This is a genomic window from Actinoplanes sp. NPDC051851, from assembly GCF_040681165.1.
In the GTDB taxonomy this organism is placed as follows: Bacteria; Actinomycetota; Actinomycetes; order Mycobacteriales; family Micromonosporaceae; genus Actinoplanes.
In genome coordinates this window covers 298,572-316,845 of record NZ_JBFAYF010000001.1, presented here as the reverse complement: position 1 = coordinate 316,845, position 18,274 = coordinate 298,572, and the positions used below count along the sequence as shown (strand labels likewise).

General features: G+C 72.8%; 17 protein-coding genes. 10 read left to right on the top strand and 7 right to left on the bottom strand.

What is annotated here, in order from left to right:
- Positions 1-2: 2 nt before the first annotated feature.
- Positions 3-1,253, top strand: coding sequence for a molybdopterin molybdotransferase MoeA (locus AB0M08_RS01515; protein WP_364486593.1), 1,251 nt, complete (start codon positions 3-5; stop codon positions 1,251-1,253).
- Complete coding sequence (locus AB0M08_RS01510; RefSeq protein ID WP_364486590.1) at positions 1,250-1,678, top strand: molybdenum cofactor biosynthesis protein MoaE; 429 nt, start codon at positions 1,250-1,252, stop codon at positions 1,676-1,678. The genes AB0M08_RS01515 and AB0M08_RS01510 overlap by 4 nt, the downstream gene beginning before the upstream one ends.
- Here AB0M08_RS01510 and AB0M08_RS01505 read toward each other — a convergent pair.
- Positions 1,665-2,255, bottom strand: a complete 591-nt coding sequence (locus AB0M08_RS01505; protein WP_364486587.1) for a prepilin peptidase — start codon at positions 2,253-2,255, stop codon at positions 1,665-1,667. The two genes, AB0M08_RS01510 and AB0M08_RS01505, sit on opposite strands and share 14 nt — an antisense overlap.
- Before the next feature lie 123 nt (positions 2,256-2,378).
- Here AB0M08_RS01505 and AB0M08_RS01500 point away from each other — a divergent pair, with 123 nt between their 5' ends.
- The 4 genes from AB0M08_RS01500 to AB0M08_RS01485 all read left to right on the top strand — a co-directional run bounded on the left by AB0M08_RS01500 (position 2,379) and on the right by AB0M08_RS01485 (position 7,376).
- Complete coding sequence (locus AB0M08_RS01500) at positions 2,379-2,996, top strand: hypothetical protein (protein ID WP_364486584.1); 618 nt, start codon at positions 2,379-2,381, stop codon at positions 2,994-2,996.
- Between the two features lie 156 nt (positions 2,997-3,152).
- Entirely contained in the window at positions 3,153-4,358 is a 1,206-nt protein-coding gene (locus AB0M08_RS01495; protein WP_364486581.1) for an ATP-binding protein, read from the top strand.
- A 28-nt stretch (positions 4,359-4,386) separates the two neighbouring features.
- A complete protein-coding gene (locus AB0M08_RS01490; protein WP_364486578.1) occupies positions 4,387-5,031 on the top strand; it encodes a DoxX family membrane protein in 645 nt (214 codons plus the stop codon).
- A gap of 779 nt (positions 5,032-5,810) precedes the next feature.
- Positions 5,811-7,376, top strand: a complete 1,566-nt coding sequence (locus AB0M08_RS01485) for a glycosyltransferase 87 family protein (RefSeq protein WP_364486575.1) — start codon at positions 5,811-5,813, stop codon at positions 7,374-7,376.
- Positions 7,377-7,539: 163 nt separating this feature from the next.
- On the opposite strand, the gene AB0M08_RS01480 is transcribed toward AB0M08_RS01485, so the two are convergent.
- The 5 genes from AB0M08_RS01480 to AB0M08_RS01460 all read right to left on the bottom strand — a co-directional run bounded on the left by AB0M08_RS01480 (position 7,540) and on the right by AB0M08_RS01460 (position 14,640).
- A complete protein-coding gene (locus AB0M08_RS01480) occupies positions 7,540-10,686 on the bottom strand; it encodes a UvrD-helicase domain-containing protein (protein ID WP_364486572.1) in 3,147 nt (1,048 codons plus the stop codon).
- Between the two features lie 65 nt (positions 10,687-10,751).
- Positions 10,752-11,939 carry a metallophosphoesterase gene (locus AB0M08_RS01475; protein ID WP_364486570.1) on the bottom strand — a complete coding sequence of 396 codons (1,188 nt, stop codon included), beginning with the start codon at positions 11,937-11,939 and terminating at the stop codon, positions 10,752-10,754.
- A gap of 391 nt (positions 11,940-12,330) precedes the next feature.
- On the bottom strand, positions 12,331-12,573 hold the full coding sequence (locus AB0M08_RS01470; RefSeq protein WP_364486568.1) for a MoaD/ThiS family protein: 243 nt from the start codon (positions 12,571-12,573) through the stop codon (positions 12,331-12,333).
- A gap of 7 nt (positions 12,574-12,580) precedes the next feature.
- A complete protein-coding gene (moaA, locus tag AB0M08_RS01465) occupies positions 12,581-13,609 on the bottom strand; it encodes a GTP 3',8-cyclase MoaA (RefSeq protein WP_364486566.1) in 1,029 nt (342 codons plus the stop codon).
- Positions 13,610-13,761: 152 nt separating this feature from the next.
- Positions 13,762-14,640, bottom strand: coding sequence for a fructosamine kinase family protein (locus tag AB0M08_RS01460; protein ID WP_364486564.1), 879 nt, complete (start codon positions 14,638-14,640; stop codon positions 13,762-13,764).
- 56 nt (positions 14,641-14,696) lie between these two features.
- On the opposite strand from AB0M08_RS01460, the gene AB0M08_RS01455 reads away from it, so the two are divergent.
- Together AB0M08_RS01455 and AB0M08_RS01450 are read left to right on the top strand one after the other, a co-directional pair.
- A complete protein-coding gene (locus AB0M08_RS01455) occupies positions 14,697-15,200 on the top strand; it encodes a GNAT family N-acetyltransferase (protein ID WP_364486561.1) in 504 nt (167 codons plus the stop codon).
- A 96-nt stretch (positions 15,201-15,296) separates the two neighbouring features.
- A complete protein-coding gene (locus AB0M08_RS01450; protein ID WP_364486559.1) occupies positions 15,297-16,328 on the top strand; it encodes a DUF4192 domain-containing protein in 1,032 nt (343 codons plus the stop codon).
- Between the two features lie 158 nt (positions 16,329-16,486).
- Here AB0M08_RS01450 and fdhD read toward each other — a convergent pair whose 3' ends face one another.
- Positions 16,487-17,314, bottom strand: a complete 828-nt coding sequence (gene fdhD, locus AB0M08_RS01445; protein ID WP_364486556.1) for a formate dehydrogenase accessory sulfurtransferase FdhD — start codon at positions 17,312-17,314, stop codon at positions 16,487-16,489.
- Between the two features lie 85 nt (positions 17,315-17,399).
- Here fdhD and AB0M08_RS01440 point away from each other — a divergent pair, with 85 nt between their 5' ends.
- Positions 17,400-17,999: an NTP transferase domain-containing protein gene (locus AB0M08_RS01440; RefSeq protein WP_364486553.1), complete on the top strand. Its 600-nt coding sequence runs from the start codon at positions 17,400-17,402 to the stop codon at positions 17,997-17,999.
- The gene (locus AB0M08_RS01435) at positions 17,996-18,232 is read left to right on the top strand and encodes a DUF6457 domain-containing protein (protein WP_364486550.1); all 237 of its coding nucleotides are present in this window, start codon (positions 17,996-17,998) and stop codon (positions 18,230-18,232) included. The genes AB0M08_RS01440 and AB0M08_RS01435 overlap by 4 nt, the downstream gene beginning before the upstream one ends.
- Positions 18,233-18,274 lie beyond the last annotated feature (42 nt).

The window sequence follows — 18,274 nt, the reverse complement described above, 5'->3', positions numbered from 1 at the left end:
CCGTGAGCTCTGACCAGAACGTCCCGGTCGGCTGGGACCAGGCGCGTGACGTGGCATACCGGGCGGGCGCGGCCGCGGCGACCGGGGCCGAACGGATCCCGCTGGCGCTGGCCGACGGGCGTACCCTCGCCGAACCGCTGCGCGCCCTCACCGACCTGCCGGCCTTCCCCACCTCCAGCATCGACGGCTGGGCGGTGCGGGGGACCGGGCCGTGGCGCCCGGTGGGCCGGGTGCTCGCCGGGGGCACGCCGCCGCCGCTCGCCGCGGATGGCACCTGCGTCGAGATCGCCACCGGCGCGATGGTCCCGGAGAACACCATCGCCCTGGTCCGGATCGAGGACTCGGCGACCGAGGCGGACGGGCGGATCAGCGGCGAGCCGCGCCACCCGCTGCCGGTGCCGGACTGGCGGATGCCCGGCGAGGAGGCCCGCGAGGGCGAGGAACTGCTGCCCGCCGGGACGGCCGTCGACCCCGCGGTGATCGGCGTGGCGGCCACCTGCGGCTATGAGGCTCTGCACGTACGACCGGAACCCCGGGCCGCCCTCCTCGTCTTCGGCGACGAACTGCTGACCGCCGGTCCCCCCGGTGGAGGGCGGGTCCGTGACTCGCTGGGCCCGCAGATCCCCGGCTGGCTCCGCCGGCTCGGCGCGACCGTGGAGACGGTGACCGGCCCGGTCAAGGACACCCTGGCCGCGCACACCGAGGCGATCCGGGCCGCGCTGGAGACCGCCGACCTGATCTGCACCACCGGCGGGACCATGCACGGCCCGGTCGACCACCTGCACCCGGCGCTCGCCGAACTCGGCGCGGAATACCTGGTCAACACGGTCGGCGTACGCCCGGGCTTCCCGATGCTGCTGGCCCGGATCCCCGGGACGGACGGGCGGCCGAGGTTCCTGGCCGGCCTGCCGGGCAACCCGCAGTCCGCGGTGATCGCGCTGATCTCGCTGGTCGCGCCGCTGCTGGCCGGGCTCGCGGGACGCCCGCTCGGCGACCTGCCCCGGGTGGAGGCGGGCACGGCGGTCCGCGGCCGGGGCCGGGACACCCACCTGGCGCTGGCCCGGCTGGACGCGACCGGCCGGGTGGCGACACCGGTCGGTCACGTCGGGTCGGCGATGCTGCGCGGGCTGGCCAACGCGCACGGCTTCCTGGTGGTACGGCCGGGCGGTGCGGTCGCCCCCGGCGATCTGGTGCCGTTCCTGCCGCTGCCGCTGCTGGCCGGGGAGCGTCCGTTCACACAGGAGCGCTCATGACCACCGGAACCGTGGTGATCGCCGAGGTCGTCGACGAGTCCCTGGACCTGTCGGCACACGAGGCGGCGGTGGCGGACCGCCGGGCCGGCGCGGTCGTCTCCTTCCAGGGCGTGGTCCGCGACCACGACCACGGACGTGGGGTGACGCTGCTGGAGTACGAGGGCCACCCGTCTGCTGCCGCCGTGCTCCGCGAGGTGGCCGAGGAGATCGCGGCGGATCCCGCGGTCTACGCGGTCGCGATCTCGCACCGGATCGGCACGCTGCAGATCGGCGACGTGGCGCTGGTCGCCTCGGTCTCCACCGCCCACCGGGCCGCCGCCTTCGAGGCCTGCGCCCGGCTGGTGGACGAGGCGAAGGCCCGGCTGCCGATCTGGAAGCGCCAGGTCTTCGGCGACGGCACCGAGGAGTGGGTCAACTGTCCCTGAGCAGGCCGGCGAGGGATCCCGCCAGCAGGGCGGGCCCGAACGGGAAGGCACCGGGACGCCCGCCGATCAGCAGGCCGACCGCGAGCACGCCGCCGATCAGGTGTGCCACCGCGAGGGAGACCAGGACCGCGGGCCATCCGCCGGCCAGCCCGGTCAGCAGGGCCAGCGCGGCGCCGAGCTTCACGTCGCCGAGCCCGAGACCGTGCGCGGGGAGCAGCGCGACCGTCAGATAGCCGGCACCCACGGCTGCGGCCGCGAGCAGAGCCGGGATCACCCGCGCCGGGTGCTGCGCCGCCAGCGGCAGGCCGGCGCTGATCGTCAGCACGGTGACGAGGGCGTCCGGCAGCCGCAGGCAGCGCAGGTCGACCACGGCCAGCAGCACGCCGACCGGGACCGCGGGGAGCAGGACCAGCCGCTCGGGGACGGTGCCCAGCACACCGGCCGCGACGGCGGAGCAGACCACGGTCACCCCGCGCCGGGCTCGTCGCGCCGGTGCCCAGCGGTCCGCCAGGCGGGGAAGGACGAGTCCGGCCGCGGCACCGAAGACCGCTGACATGATCACCAAGGAGGACGACACGGGGGTGGACCGTAACGGTTTGCGTCCTGGGGCGGTGGTCTGGCTGTGGACGGCGCGATTCCGGCAGGGCCGCCGTCCGCTGCGCACGCTACCGTGACAGGCAGCAAAGAGGAGGATTCCCCGATGTCCCACAACGGCCCTTATTCCGGCCCGCCCTGGAGTGGGCGGCCCGAGGAGCCGTACGCGGAGCCCTCCGATCCCTGGGGTGAGCACGATCCGGGCTGGCAGTCGCAGATCCCGCACCAGCCCTCGTGGAACGCCCCGCCGCCGGCCCCACCCGCTCCCGCCCCGGGCACTGGTCCCGGTACTGGCTCCGGCCCGCGTCGCGGCTTCGCGATGGGTGCCCTCGTCGCGGTGATCAGCGTGCTCGTCGGCGGCGGACTGGCCACCACGGTCTGGTTCCTGGTCGGCCGGGACAAGCCGGCGGAGACCCCGGCGGCGGTCGCGACCACCACGGGGGTGACCGGCCCTCAGCCCCGGACCAGCGAGGACGCGCGGTTCGCGGCGAAGGGCCAGTGCGTACGCAACGAAGGGTCCAACACCGAGCCGGAGCTGCGCATCGTGGTGTGCGCGGCGAACACCTACGAGGTGTTGAAGCGGATCGACGGCAAGACGACCGGGGAGAAGGACGCGGTGTCGAAGTGTGCCCAGGTGACCGGGTACACGAAGTGGTACTACTACGACACCGAGTACGACGACGTGGATTTCGTGCTTTGCCTGCGCGAGTACCAGCCGCAGTGACAGGCTGAATGCCCGAACAGATGTTCGACTCTGCGCGACCGCTAGGCGACTCTCGGTTGCTCTAGCTCGCTCTAGCGTCTGAGCTAGACAACCTTAGAGCGACATATCGAGCCGTCTCTAGCATTCGTCCTAGACGGCCCGATACGGTGCTACGTCATGGATCCGGTGCGGAACCCGTACGCCCCCGGCGCCGGTCAGCGCCCACCCGAGCTGGCCGGGCGCAACCGTGAGCTGGACGCCTTCGACGTGGTCCTGGAGCGCGTCGCCCGCGGCCGCCCCGAGCGCAGCCTGGTCCTCACCGGCCTGCGCGGCGTCGGCAAGACCGTGCTACTCAACACGCTGCGCTCGGCGGCGATCGGCCGGCTCTGGGGCACCGGCAAGATCGAGGCCCGGCCGGACCAGTCGCTGCGCCGCCCGGTCTCCGGCGCGCTGCACATGGCGATCCGCGAACTGGCCCCGCACCACCGCGACCCGGACCGGGTGGACGAGGTGCTCGGCGTGCTCAAGGCGTTCGCGCTGCGGGCCAACGAGCCCAACGGCAGGATCCGGGACCGCTGGACGCCCGGCATCGACGTACCGCCGGCGCGCGGCCGGGCCGACTCCGGCGACATCGAGATCGACCTGGTCGAGCTCTTCACCGACGCCGCCTCGCTCGCCACCGACGTGGGCACCGGGATCGCCCTCTTCATCGACGAGATGCAGGACCTGAGCGCCACCGACGTCTCCGCGCTCTGCGCCGCCTGCCATGAACTGTCGCAGCTCGGGGCGCCGCTGATCGTGGTCGGCGCCGGGCTGCCGCACCTGCCGGCGGTGCTCTCCGCGGCCAAGTCGTACTCCGAGCGCCTCTTCCGGTACCAGCGGATCGACCGGCTGGACCGGGAGGCCGCCGACCTCGCGCTGGGCGTGCCGGCCGAACGGGAGGAGGTCGACTACGACGCCGGGGCGCTCGACCTGCTCTACGAGAAGTCCGGCGGATATCCGTACTTCGTGCAGGCGTACGGGAAGGCGACCTGGGACCATGCGCCGCAGTCGCCGATCACCGCCGACGACGTCACCATGGCCGCGCCCGAGGCGGAGAGCGAGCTCGCGGTCGGCTTCTTCGGTTCCCGGTTCGAGCGGGCCACCCCGGCCGAGCGGGAGTACATGCGGGCGATGGCGGCGCTCTCCAACGACCCCGGCAACGACATGGACGCCGCGGTGCCGACCTCGGACATCGCCACATCGCTGGGTCGCAAGCCGGCCAGCCTCTCCCCGGCCCGGGACGCCCTGATCAAAAAGGGACTCATCTACTCGGGCGAACGGGGCACGGTCGCCTTCACGGTGCCGCACTTCGGCCGCTACCTCCGCACGCAGCCGGTGTAGCCACCCGGTTACGGGTATAACGGGACTCATGAAGCCGGTTCGCACCGCAGCTCGGGCCATGCTCGCGTCGATCTTCGTGGTCAGCGGCGTCAAAGTGCTGATCAGCCCCGGTGAGGGCCGGATCGCGGCGGCCCGCAAGGTCACCGATCACGTCACGCCGCTGCTGGAGCGGGCCGACCCGCGCCTGCCCACCGACCCGGCGACGCTGGTCCGGCTCAAGGCCGCCGCCGACGTGCTGGCCGGCCTGGCCCTGGCCACCGGCCGGTTCAGCCGTCCCGCCGCGGCGGTGCTGGCCGCGGGCCTGGTGCCGACCACGATCGTGGGTCACCCGTTCTGGGCCGCCCCGCCGGACCAGCGTGCCAACCAGCAGAACCACTTCCTCAAGAACCTCGGCCTGCTCGGCGGCCTGCTGCTCGCCGCCGCCGACACCGAGGGCCGCCCCGGCCTCCGCTACCGCGCATCGCATGCGGTCTCGGCGCAGCAGCGCTCCCTCACCGACGCGGTCGACCGTTCCCAGCGCTCGGTCAAGGACGCGGTGGACCGTTCGCAGCGCTCGGTCCTGGGCGCCGTGGGCCGTTCCCAGCGCTCGGTCCGGCGGGCCGTGCGCACCGCCCGGCGCGAGGCCCGCATCGCCGCCCGCGCCGCTTCCGCCGCCCGCAAACTCCCCGTCTGACGCCGCCGACGGCGGGTGCGTTTCTCCTGAACTGAGCGGCCGCCGCCCAGCGCCGCACCGGTCCGGGTCACACGCCCTGCGACGAAACGGCTCGGCCTGCCCGGGGCGCCGCGCGTGCACAGGCACGGAGGTTGGGGCGCCGCGCGTGCACAGGCACGGAGGTTGGGGCGCCGCGCGTGCACAGGCACCGAGGTTGGGGCGCCGCGCGCACACGATCGACCACGAGTAGGGGCGGCAGGCGCCCACGATCCGCGACCGTGTACTCGCACAGCCGCCAGAGGGGCACCAGAACGACCCGATCAGCGCTCGCGGACTCCCCGTCGTCCCGGCAAGCCATGATCGTGAACCCGGATCGCCCACGGCATCCCCTGCCCATCGATCGAAGACCACGAGTTTGTGCGGAATCTCCAGCCGACCTCTTCGGTGGCGCGCCCAGTCCCACGACCGGGTGCGGTTTGTCCGGATAACAACCTCTTAGGGCCATTTGCGTTAAAGCGGACGAGGGGCCGCACGGTCGTTCTGCGCCACCTAAGCTCGCTCTCGCCCGGCTACAACCCTGCCGCCGCACCCTCGGTCCGCACCCGCGCCGAGGGCCGACGACGGGCCGCGCCGTGCCCGGAGGACGAGACGGGGGTCGCGCCATGCCGGCAAACTTCATCCGCGCACTGTCCAGCCGCGCACTGTCCAGCCGCGCACTGTCCAGCCGTGTTCTTGCCAGCTGCGTTCGTGCGGGCCGCACGCTGTCCCACCGCGCCTTCCGCGCAACACCCACCCGGTTCGTGCTGATCACCCTGGGCGTGTCGCTCACCCTCGGTCTCCTCACCAGCTTCCTCCTCACGTACGACCTCAGCACGCTCGCCGTCGACCACGCCGCTGTCCGTGGTTGGCTCACCGGCGACGACCTCTACGCCTACCGCGCTCCGCGAACCCAGGCGGCCCCGTCGCTCCCGCCCGCCCTGGCGATGCTGCTCGTCCCGCTGGCGCTCGTTCCGCTCCCGGTCGCCGGCTGCCTGCTCGCCCTCACCGGCGTCGGGGCCCTCTTCCTGGCCCTGCGCGTCCTGACCACGCCACTCGCCCGGCTACTCGGCTACCCTCGACTGCTGCTCGCCCTGATCGCGACCGCCCTGGCCCTGGTAACCGAGCCGGTACGCGCCTGCCTGGGCTCGGGCCGCGCCGACGTCATCGTCTTCACCCTGGTCATCGCCGACCTGGTAGCCCTCCGCCGCGCCGACCGCTCCCGCTGGTGGCCCGCCGCCCCGCGCCCGGTGCCCCCGCAGTCCCGCGCCGCCACCCGCCGCTTCGTCAGCCTCGACATCCCCACCAGCAGCCAAGATCCAACCCCAGCCGGCTTCCGCTTCCCTGCCGCAGGGGCCCCCTCCCCCTCCCCCACCTCCGCCACTTCCCCGCCCCGACCCCCGACCCTCGACGGGGCGTGGCCGACTGCCGGGCAGCCGGGCGCGCGCTTCCCGTCCGTCCCCCTGGGCAGCCGCCTGTTCCCCTCCGGACCGGTCGCGGGCATGTGGTTCACGTTCGGGCCGCTCGCCCTTCGCCGGCCCGCGGTCACTCCCCGGGAGACACTGCGCTGTGTCGTGCACCGTCTCCAGCGGGCGTGGGCCGAGGGCGGCTGGGCGGGGGTGGGCACCGGGGTGGCCGCGGCACTGGCCATCACCCCGGTGCTCTTCATCCCGGGTCTGCTGCTGTTCAGGCGGCGGCGTGCGGGGCTGGTTGCCCTTGTTACCGCGACCTTGGTCAGCCTCGCCGGCTTTGCCGTGGCGCCTCGGGAGAGCATGTCGTGGTTCGGCACCGCTCTCTGGCAGCCCGACCACGCCGAGGCCCTGAGCACTCCGGTCAACCAGTCTCTGGCCGGTCTTCTGGCGCGCCTCTATGACGTCGCCGCTCCACCTGTTCTGGTATGGCTCTCCTTCGCAGCGCTGCTTCTGGCCGTCGGCTTCATCCGCTGCCGCACGGCGTACACGTCCGGCGATCCCGTCGCCGCTTTCACTCTGGTCGGCCTGACCACTGCCGTGATCGCACTCTCGACGACGCCCGCGGAGCTCGTCTGGTTGGTTCCGGCGGTTCTGATCCTTGTGGAGAGGGGGGTTGGGCGCTACCGGGGAGGCCCTCGAGTTTCGCGATGGGTAGCCCCCCTGGTGGGGGTGGGGGCAGCCCTGGGGTACCTGCTGTTGGTGGTCCCGGCCGGGTATCTCGTCGGCGGGAACGTCTACGCCATCGCCCTGATTCTGGTGATCACGACACTGCCGTGGCGGGATCGGGAGACGCCGGTGAAGCCGCCACGTACGCCGATCCAGCGGTCGGTCGCGATCCCGATGCCCCGAAACAGCTGACCGCCCGGCCGCTTCTGATCGCGGAGGGGGGTTCGAGTCCACGGCCGCCGTCGAAGGGGCGGTACGGGGTCACGGCGACGGGCGAAGGGGCAGAACGTCCGAGCGCTCTCCGAGCCACGGGGCACAAGGCCGATGAGTTACGAGGTCACAGGGCCGAGGCGGATCAGATCAGGCGGAGTTGGCGGTCCTTCGGGCGGCTGGGAGCGGCCTCGCCCAGCCTCTCGAACAGGCCGGAATCGATCACGTCCAGGAACGGTGTCGGAGACTGCTCCCGTTCGCTTCCGTGGCGGAACCGCTTCGCCGAGTGGCTGATGTAGAGCCGATCCTGCGCCCTGGTCAACCCGACGAAGAACAACCGGCGCTCCTCGGCGATCTCGTCGTCCGTCGGGGTCGAGCCCGGCCACCGCAGCGGCAGTAGCCCGTCCTCGCAGCCGACCAGGAAGACCACCGGGAACTCGAGGCCCTTCGCGGCGTGCAGGGTCAGCAGGTTGACCGCCTCGGCGCGCGGGTCGAGCGCGTCCACCTCCGCGCCGGTGTCCAGCTGTTGGAGCAGCTGGGGCAGGTCGTCGCCGACCCGTTCGGCGAGTGGGGTGAGCAGGTCCGCGGCCGACCAGATGTCCTCGGGCGCCAGCTGGCCGCCGTCCAGGGTGGGTGCCGCGTACCGCGGGGCCAGGGACTGCGCGGCGGACCGTACCCGAGCGCGCAGGTCGCCTCCACCGCCGGCGTGCCGGAGTTCGCGGGCGATCGCCTGGACGCCGGGCCGGTCGCGGAGGCGGTTGTGCGAGCGCTTCTGCACCGGCACACCGGCCCGGGAGAGCGCGTCCAGGACCGCCCCGGACTGCGCGTCGGTCCGGTAGAGCACCGCGATGTCCGAGAACGACAGCGAGCCGGCGTTGGCGACGCGGGAGTCCACCCGGCCCGAGTCGTGTGAGCGGTGGGAGAGGCCGCCGACCAGTTCGTCGACGGTGCGTACCACGAAGTCGGCCTCGTCGGCGACGCTGCGGGCCGGGTAGCGCCCGACCAGCGGGGCCTCCGGGTCGAGGCGGGCCGGGTCGAGGCGGCGTCCGCGTACGAGAGTGGTCGGCGCGATCGCCTGCACCGCCGCGGCCAGGATCGGCGCCGACGACCGGTAGTTGCGGGTCAGCCGGACCAGCCGGGCGTCCTCGAAGTCCTGGTTGAAGCGGAGGAAATAGCGCACGTCGGCGCCGCGGAACGAGTAGATCGCCTGGTCCGGGTCGCCGATCGCGCAGAGGTTGCCGTTCGGTGGGGAGAGCAGCCGAAGCAGTTCGTACTGCAGCTCGTCGACGTCCTGGTACTCGTCCACGAAGATCCACTGCCAGCGGCGGCGGTACCTCTCCACCATCGCGGCGTCCTCGCGGAGCAGCGCCACCGGCACGCCGATCAGGTCGTCCAGGTCGACCAGGTCCTGCTGGCGGAGCAGTTTCCGGTACGCCACGTCGTCCTCGCCGGCCTGCTCGCGGGCGGCCGCCTGCTCCGGTTCGTCGGCGATCCGCCAGCCCGAGCCGAGCCCGGCGGCCTTGGCGTTCTCCTTCAGGATGGTCAGGCCGAGCGAGTGGAACGTACCCACGGTGATGTCCTCGGCCACGTCGCCGAGCAGGGCCTCCAGGCGTTCCCGCAGCTCGGTCGCGGCCCGCCGGGTGAACGTGATGGCCAGGCAGCGCTCCGGGAAGACACCGAGCTCGGCGCAGAGGTACGCCATCCGGTGGGTCAGGGTGCGGGTCTTGCCGGTGCCGGGACCGGCCACGATCAGCAGCGGCCCGCCCGGTGCGGAGGCGGCCACCCGCTGCATCGCGTCGAGGCGGTCCAGCAGCCCGGTGCCGACCTCCTCCATCCCGGCCAGCATCGGCTCGAATGGCTCGTGCGGGCTGGGCGGCGGCGCGATCGGCGGCGGTGCCGGCTTCTCCTTCGCGGGCTTGGCCTTCGGCTTCGGGGAGTCGGCCTTGGGCGAGCTCTTGGACGCCTTCGCCGGTACGGGCGTGGGCGCCGACGAGGGGAACATGTCGAACAGCGTCTCCACCTGCGGGGCCGACGACCTGTTCCGCAGTTCGCCGGGCTCGAACAGGGTGATCACGCCGTACTCACCGTCGTACCCGGGAATGCGGTTGACCCTGCCCTGTCGCAGCCGGGTGATCGCCTCGCGGAGCTCCTCGCCGCCGGCCTTGCCGATCTCGTCGACCGGGATCTTGCGGAGGATGTCCAGTTCGGCGCCGAGCGTGGCGACCAGGTGGTTGAGCTGCGACTCGACGGTCTTCGACTTCGGGCCGACACCGTTGATCTCACCGAGGATCTCGTGCAGCTGGATCAGGTGCTCGACGTGCGTGTCCCTGGTGAAGCCCTCGGGACGGTCGGCGAGGTCCTCGACCCGGCTCAGCACGCCGACGGTCAGCGGCTTGCCGCACTCCGGGCAGCGTCCGCCGGCCTGCCGGGTGCGCTCCGGCTCCCAGTTGATCCCGCAGACCCGGTGCCCGTCGGCGTGGTACTTGCCCTCCTCGGGGAAGAACTCGAGGGTGCCGGCCAGGCCGACGCCGTCCTTGACCGCGAAGTAGTCGGGGGTGCCGGTGAAGAGCGTCGCCTCGCGGGCCAGGGCGGCGGGCGAGTGCGCGTCCGAGTTCGAGACCAGGCGGTACCGGTCGAGGCTGGAGACCCGCCAGTTCATCGCCGGGTCGGAGGAGAGGCCGGTCTCCACCGCGGTGACGTGGTCGGCCAGGTCGGCGTAGCAGTCGGCGATCGCGTCGAAGCCGGACTTCGAGCCGAGCGCGGAGAACCAGGGCGTCCAGATGTGCGCGGGGATCAGGTAGCCGCCGGCCTCCAGCGTGATCTCCAGCAGGTTGCGGGAGTCCAGGCCAAGGATGGGGCGGCCGTCGGCGGTCAGGTTGCCGATCCGGGCCAGCGCCGTGTTGATCCGGGCGGCCGCGTCGAAGTCGGGCGCGTACAGCAGGTGGTGGACCTTGCGCGTACGGTCGTCCCGCTTGTAGATCGTGGAGATCTCCACGCTGAGCATGAAGCGCGCCGGGTCGGTGGCGCTCAGCGAGCCGGGCAGCCGCTTGGTCACCGGCGTCTCGTCGCCCAGCCGGTACAGACCCGGCTCGGCCGGCTCCAGGCTCTCCCGGAGGTGCTCGAACCAGGCCGGGTGGGTGAAGTCACCGGTGCCCAGCAGCGCGATGCCCTTGCGCCGCGCCCACCAGGCGAGGTTGGGCAGCGTCAGGTCGCGACTGCACGCCCGCGAGAATCGCGAGTGAATGTGAAGGTCCGCGACGTATGTGTCCGGGGCGACCTCCACGTCACGCATCCTGTCACGGCTCTCGGTACCACCACGAATCGCCACGCTCAAACACACTTACCGATCTTGATGAGTTACGCCACGCGGAGTTCGACCACCGTGACCTGCGGTGGCGCGCCCACGCGGACCGGTGGTCCCCAGAAACCCGCACCGTTGGTCACGTAAACCGGCACTCCGTCCACCCGTCCGAAGCCGGAGACTACCGGTTGCCGCAACCTCTCGACGAGGTTGACGGGAGCCATCTGGCCCCCGTGGGTGTGCCCGGAGACCTGAAGGTCGACGCCGTAGGGCGCCGCCCGCACCGCGGCGGCCGGTTGGTGTGCCATCAGCACAACCGGCCGAGTGGTGTCCCGGTCACCCAGAGCCCTGCCGAAGTCGGCGGGATCACCGAACTCCGCCCCGCCGAGGTCGTTCACCCCGGCCAGATCGAGTCCGTCGATCTCCACCCGTTCGTTCCGGAGCGGCCGCATGCCGAGCTGGGCCACCTCCTCGATCCAGGGCGCGTACCCGGAGTAGTACTCGTGGTTACCGGTCACGAAGTAGGTGCCCCTCCGCGACTCGATCCCTCGCAGCGGCTCGGCGAGCCGTCCCAGCTCGGCGACAGTGCCGTCGACAAGGTCACCCACGACGCACACCACGTCCGCGTCCACCGAATTGATCACGCGGGTGATCCGCTCGGTGTGACCGATCCCGTTCAGCGGCCCCAGATGGATATCCGACACCACCGCGAGCCGTGTTCCGTCCATCGTGCGCGGCAGCTTCCCGATCGGGATCCGGATCCGGTCGATCCGTGGCGCCCCGAACGCCGTCCGCATCCCATGACCGGTCACGCCGGCGGCCGTCAGTCCCGCGACGATCGCCGCGCCGCGCGCCACCACGAGCCGTCGTTCGACGCCCCCGGACTTCGCCGGCTCCTCCGCCGCATCGCCGACTTCCACGGCGTTTCTTCCCGTACGCCCATCGCGCACCCACCACCGCGAGAGCCCCCACCGCGGCAATTCGATGATCACGAGCGCCAGCAGCAGGTAGAAGAACAGTCCGATCCAGACGTATCCCGGCCAGGCCAGCCACTTGAGGTGCCCCGCGCTGATCCCGATCAGCGTCGCCGAGGTCATCACGCTGAGCCCGCCGGCTACCCACGCTCCGATCCGCCGCACCCGCCGTGACCGCGAGGTGTCCCGGACGAACCGCCACCACAGGTAGCCGTGGAGCACCGCGACGATCGACTGCACCACGGCCTCGTAGGCCACCGTCGCCGCCACCGATGCTCCCTTCCCGGACGGCACCGCCCCCGCCGCAGTCCACCCATCCTGCCCGACCACGGGGCCGCCACCACGTCGGCCATGACCACCGTTGGGACAGACCCGCATCGTCCACCCGGCCAGCACCCGGCCAGCACCCGGCCAACACCCGGCCAACACCCGGCCAACACCGGGCCTGGCCCGCCCGCTCCCGTGCCGAGGCAACGGGTGCTCCCGCACGGACGGCGACCGTCAGCCCCGCGCCGGCGACGCCGGATGCTCCCGCATCGACGGCGGGTGAGGGCTTGGCAGACGTATCGGCATGGATACGACGTGACTGGTGACCCGTACCGAGGCCTCGACGGCGACGAGCACGCTCGGCTGGCGGTACCTGGTCGGAGGGACGGTCCGGTCAGCCGCCGGCGAAGGGCGGGAGGATGTCGATCGTGGCGCTCGCCGGGAGTGGGGCCCGGCGGTCGTGGCAGTTCAGCCCGTCGACCAGGAAGCTGGCGGCCTTGAGTACCAGCCCCAGCCGCTCGCCGTGGCGGTCGGTGAGCAGCTGGGCCAGGTCGTCCAGGCTCGCGGCCGTGACGGACTCGCTGGAGATGCCGTTGGCGGCGGCGCGGGCGCCGGCGAAGTAGCGGACGGTCAGCATGCGGGAGTCAGCCTCCGATGGCGGACATCGGGCGAGCGGGTTGCAGGAACGCCGGGTCGTCGATCCCGTGGCCGGCGCGTTTGCCGGACATCGCGACCCGCCACGCCTCGGCGATCTCCGCGTCCGGCGCATCGTCGCGCAGCAGTTTGCGCAGGTCACTCTCTTCCGTGGCGAAGAGGCAGTTGCGGATCTGGCCGTCGGCGGTGAGGCGGGTCCGGTCGCAGTCCCCGCAGAACGGCCGGGTCACACTGGCGATCACGCCGACCCGGGCGGGCTCGCCGGCGGCGTCGGTCCACCCCGGGACCAGCCAGGTCTCGGCGGGCGCCGTTCCACGTGAAACATCATCGGGGCGCAGTGCGTACGGCTCCAGGGCGGCCAGGATCTCCTCGGCGGTGACCATGGTGTGCCGGTCCCACTGGTGCTGGGCGTCGAGCGGCATCTGCTCGATGAAGCGGAGTTGATACCCGTGATCCAGGGCGAACTGCAGCAGGGCCGGGGCCTCGTCGTCGTTCACACCGCGCATCAGCACGGTATTGATCTTCACGGGGGTGAGTCCGGCCTCGGCGGCGGCGCGCAGGCCGGCCAGGACGTCGGCGTGCCGGTCGCGGCGGGTCAGCGTGTGGAAGCGGGCCGGGTCCAGGGTGTCGAGCGAGACGTTCACCCGGTCGAGCCCGGCGTCCCGGAGGGCCGGGGCGAGGCGGTCCAGGCCGATGCCGTTGGTGGTGACCGAGAGGCGGGGCCGCGGGTCGAGCCGTGCGGCGGCCGCGACGATGCCGACCAGACCGCGGCGGATCAGCGGCTCGCCGCCGGTGAAGCGGATCTCGGTGATGCCGAGGCGCTCGACCGCGATCCGGACTAGCCGGTTCACCTCGTCGTCGGTGAGCTGATCGGGCTGCGGCATCCACGCCAGGCCCTCGGCGGGCATGCAGTAGGTGCAGCGCAGATTGCACCGATCGGTCAGTGACACGCGAAGATCGGTCGCAACCCGGCCGAACCGGTCGGCGAGCGCGATGACTGATCTCCGGGACACCGTCACAGATCGAATCTAGCCGGTCGATGGCCCACTTGCCGCTAGGCAATTCGACCTGTGGACACCCGGTGGGCGACCGGTGGCGTGCGGTCGGCTACCAGAGTGGCGGCCGGTCGGCTGCGGAGAGCGGCGGCGCCGGCTACCGGAACGGCGGGCGGTCAGCTGCGGAGGACGGCGTCGGCGGCGGCGCGGACCGATCCGCGGTACGCCGCGCCGAAGGCCGCGGTGTGCACGAGCAGCAGGTGCAGCTGGTGCAGCGGGATGCGCGCCCGCCAGCCGTCGGCGAGCGGCCACTCCGCACGGTAGCCCGCGAGGATCGCGTCGAGGTGCGGTACGCCGCCGAAGAGCGCGAGCGTGGCCAGGTCCGTCTCCCGGTGGCCACCGTGGGCGGCGGGGTCCACGAGCCAGCCCCGGCCGTCGGCCGCCCAATGAACGTTTCCGGGCCAGAGGTCGCCGTGAATGCGCGCCGGGGGCTCCTCCGGGGCGTACCCGGAGATCTGGCTCAGAAGGCGCTCGACGGCCGTCACGTCCTCGCCGGAGAGTGCGCCGCGGTCTGCGGAGATCCGCAGATAGGGCAGCAGGCGGCGCTCCGCGAACCAGGGGGCCCAGGGACCCGCGGAGGGGGTGTTGTCGAGCGGCAGCGGGCCGATCCATCCCGGCCACGAAGCGCCGAAAGTGTCGGCACCGCCGCGATGTGTCCGGGCCAGCCCACGTCCGAAGGCCTCGGCCTGCGGCCGCGTGGCCTCACCCGGTTCGACCCATTCCATGGCGATCAGCTCGGGCAGTGCGACGATGACCTCGGGTACGGCCACCGCCCGCGCCTCGCCGAGCCATCGCAGGCCGGCGGCCTCGGAGGTGAACATGCCGTCCGGTGCCGGTGGGGAGGGCCACGTCTTCGCGAAGAGCGAGGTGCCGTCGTCGAGGGTCAGCCGGGACGCCGAACAGACGCCACCACCGACCGGCGTCTCCCGGATCCGCTGGTGCCGGAGAAATGTCGGGAGCTGCTCTGGATGCGCGCGAAGGTACGCCATGTCCACGTGGTTATCTTCCGCTTCTGGTGACGGACGTCCCAATTCAGAGGCAAAATGTCGGCATGGCCCCTGTCGCAGTGCGTTCGTACCGCCCGAGTGACCACTCCTCGGGCCGTCGCCTCTGGGGCGAACTCACCCGGCAGCACAGCGAGATGTACGGCGAGAGCGACGACGACGGCGGGGCGGGATTCGAGGAGTACCTGACCCGGCTGGACCTGAGCGGCCTCTGGGTCGCCGACCACGCCGACGACGGGGTGATCGGAATGGTCGGGCTGATCATGCGGGGCCGGGCCGGCGAGGTCGACCCGGTCGTCGTCACGGTCACCCACCGGCACAAGGGCGTGGGCCGCAAGCTGCTGCAGCACGTCGCCGCCGAGGCCAAGAAGCGGAACATGGCCTCGCTGACCATCTCGCCGTCGTCGCGCAACGTGGACGCCATCCGCAGCCTGCACGCCGCCGGCTACGACGTGGTCTCCTCGATCGAGCTCACCATGGACCTGGACCGGCACGCGCACGCCTGGCAGCAGGAGGGCCTGCAGCTGCACGAACTGCCCTTCCGGAGCTGATCCGGCCGTCCTCCACAGCCGGGCGCTCATCCACAGCCGGTCGTTGTCCACAGGCGCCGGGCGGGTGCCGCCGCGATGAGCGCCACGCTTCCGGGCATGTCAGCGACCAGCCTTAAGATCCGTACGCCCGCCGAGCTCATCGCCGTCCTGCCCTACATGATGGGCTACCACCCGAGCGACGCGGTCGCCGTGGTCGGTTTCACCGGGCATCGGGTCGACTTCGGTGCCTGCCATCCGCTGCCGCCGCCGGACTACGGCGAGCAGGAGTTGCGGGAGGCCACCGCCGCCGTCGCCCAGACGGTGTCGATGCAGGGCGCCTCCTCGGTCGTGGTGATCGGTTTCGGTCCGGCCACCCGGGTCACCCCGGCGGTCATGCGCGCCACCCGGGAGCTGCAGGCCGTCGGCGTACGCGTGGAGGACGTCCTGCGGGTCACCGGCGACCGCTGGTGGTCCTACCTCTGCCCGGACCCCGCCTGCTGCTCGCCGGAGGGGATGCCCTGCCTGCCGCCGGACAGCGTGATCGCGGCGGAGGCGACGTATCGGGGCCACGTCGCGCTGCCCCGCCGGGAGGACGTGGTCGCGCAGGTGGAGCCGGTGGCGGGGCCGGATCGGGCGGAGATGGTCGCGGCCACCGAGCGGGCCCGGCGGCGGTTCGACGAGCTGCTCGACCCGGTGCCCGCCGACCGGTACGCCAGGACCATCCGGAGCGCCGGCCGGATCGCCGTCCGCGGTGCCGAGAAGCGGTACCGGTCCGGCGGCACGCTCGACGCGGACGGGTTCGCCTGGCTCGGCGTGCTGCTGGCCGACGTGATGGTCCGGGACTACGCGCTGGACCGGGCCGGCGGGCAGGAGTGGAGCCTGCGGCTGTGGACCGAGGCGCTGCGCCGGGCCGAGCCGGTACACGTGCCGTCGGTGGCCTGCGTGCTCGGCTTCACCGCGTGGCGGGCCGGGTTCGGGGCGCTGGCCCGGGCGGCGGTGGAGCGGGCGCTCGAGACGGAGCCGGAGCACAACCTGGCCGGGCTGCTGTACAACGTGCTGGCGTACGGGCTGCCACCGCACCTGCTGCCGGAGCGCTCCCTGGCGGGGTCCCGCGGCCCGCGCTTCGGCCGCCGCCGGAAAGCCCGCTGAGCGGTCCGGGCCGCGGCCCGCCGAGCCCAGGCCGCCGAGCCCAGGCCGCCGAGCCCAGGCCGCCGAGCCCAGGCCGCCGAGCCCAGGCCGCGGCAGGACGGGCAGGCGCGGCAGGCCCAGGGCTGGGGCGGCGGGCGGGCGGCGTAGGGCGGGGTGGGTCAGACCGTGACGCGCTGGGCGCCGGCGTAGACGTTCATGGTCTCGCCGCGGAGGAAGCCGACCAGGGTCATCCCGGCCTCCTCGGCGAGCTCGACCGCGAGCGTGCTCGGTGCCGAGACCGCGGCGAGCAGCGGCAGCCCGGCCATCCACGCCTTCTGGGTGAGCTCGAAGCTGGCCCGCCCGGAGACCATCAGCACGTGCCCGGCGAGCGGCAGCCGGCCCTCGCGCAGCGCCCAGCCCAGCACCTTGTCGACCGCGTTGTGCCGGCCCACGTCCTCGCGCAGCACCAGCAGCTCGCCGACGGCGGTGAAGAGGCCGGCCGCGTGCAGCCCGCCGGTGCGGTCGAAGGCGCGCTGCGCGGTCCGCAGCCGGCCGGGCAGCTCGGCGAGGGCCCGGGCCGGGACGCTGAGGGGGTCGGCGGCGACGTCGAAGCGCGAGCGCGTCCGGATCGCGTCGATGCTGGCCTTGCCGCAGACGCCGCACGAGCTGGTGGTGTAGAAGTTCCGGCTCGGGTCGGTCACCGGCGGCGGCACCAGCGGGTCGAGCACCACGTCCACCACGTTGTAGGTGTTCGGTGTGTCGGTGCCCGCGCAGAGCTGTGCGGTGGTCACGTCCTCGGCGGTCCGGATCACGCCCTCGCTGAGCAGGAAGCCCATCGCCAGGTCGATGTCGTGGCCGGGTGTGCGCATCGTCACGGCGAGCGGCTGCTTGCGGATCCGGATCTCCAGCGGCTCCTCGGCGGCGAGCTCGTCCGGCCTCCTGCGCAGCGTGGTGGAGGCACCGAGATCTATGCGTACGACCGGTCGCCGCGTGGTGCTCCTCGCCATGGCGGAAGCCTAGTCTCCCCCCGCCCGGACGCCGAAGGCTGAGCGCGCGGTCACGCCGGTGGTCCGGTCGGGATACGGTACTCACGTGGGGGGATTTGCGGCGGTGGTCCTGGCCGGTGGTGCGGCGCGTCGGATGGGTGGTGCCGACAAGCCGACGCTCGCGGTGGCCGGGCAGTCGATGCTGACCCGGGTCCTCGCCGCGGTGCACGACGCGGACCCACGGGTCGTGGTCGGCCGGGTCTCGCCCGAGCTGCCCGTCCCGGTGCACGTGACCAGGGAGGAACCGTCCGGCGGAGGCCCGGTGGCGGCCGCCGCGGCCGGGCTCGCCCTGGTGCCCGACACGGTCACCTACACCGCGCTGCTCGCCGCCGACCTGCCGTTCCTGACCGGCGAGGCGATCGACGTACTGCGGCTCACCCTGGAGTCGGCGCCGATGGAGGGCGCGGTCTACCGGGACACCGACGGCCGGTTGCAGTTCCTCTGCGGTGTCTGGCGGACGAGGGCGCTGCGCGCGGCGATCGACCGGCTCGCCACCGCGCGCGGCGGGCTGCACGGCGCGCCGGTCCGTGCGCTGATGGATCAGCTCGGCGTCATCGAGGTCTCCTGGCGACGCCCCGGTCCACCGCCCTGGTTCGACTGCGACACCGACGACGACCTGCGTACGGCGGAGGAGTGGGCCCGGTGAACGAGCTGGAGGACTGGATCGCGGCGGCCGGCGCCGAGCTGGGCGTGCCGCCGGAGGACGTGCCGGTCACGGCGGTGCTGGACATGGCCCGCGACGTCGCGCACAACGTGCTCCGGCCGGGTGCGCCGGTCACGGCGTACCTGATGGGCCTCGCCGTGGGCCGTGGCGCCGACCCCGCCGAGGTGGCGGGAAAGGTGACGGCTTTGGCCCTGGATTGGCCGTCCCGCACCTAGGACGCACCTAGGGCGTCCACAGTCCGCTCTCGCTCGATAGGG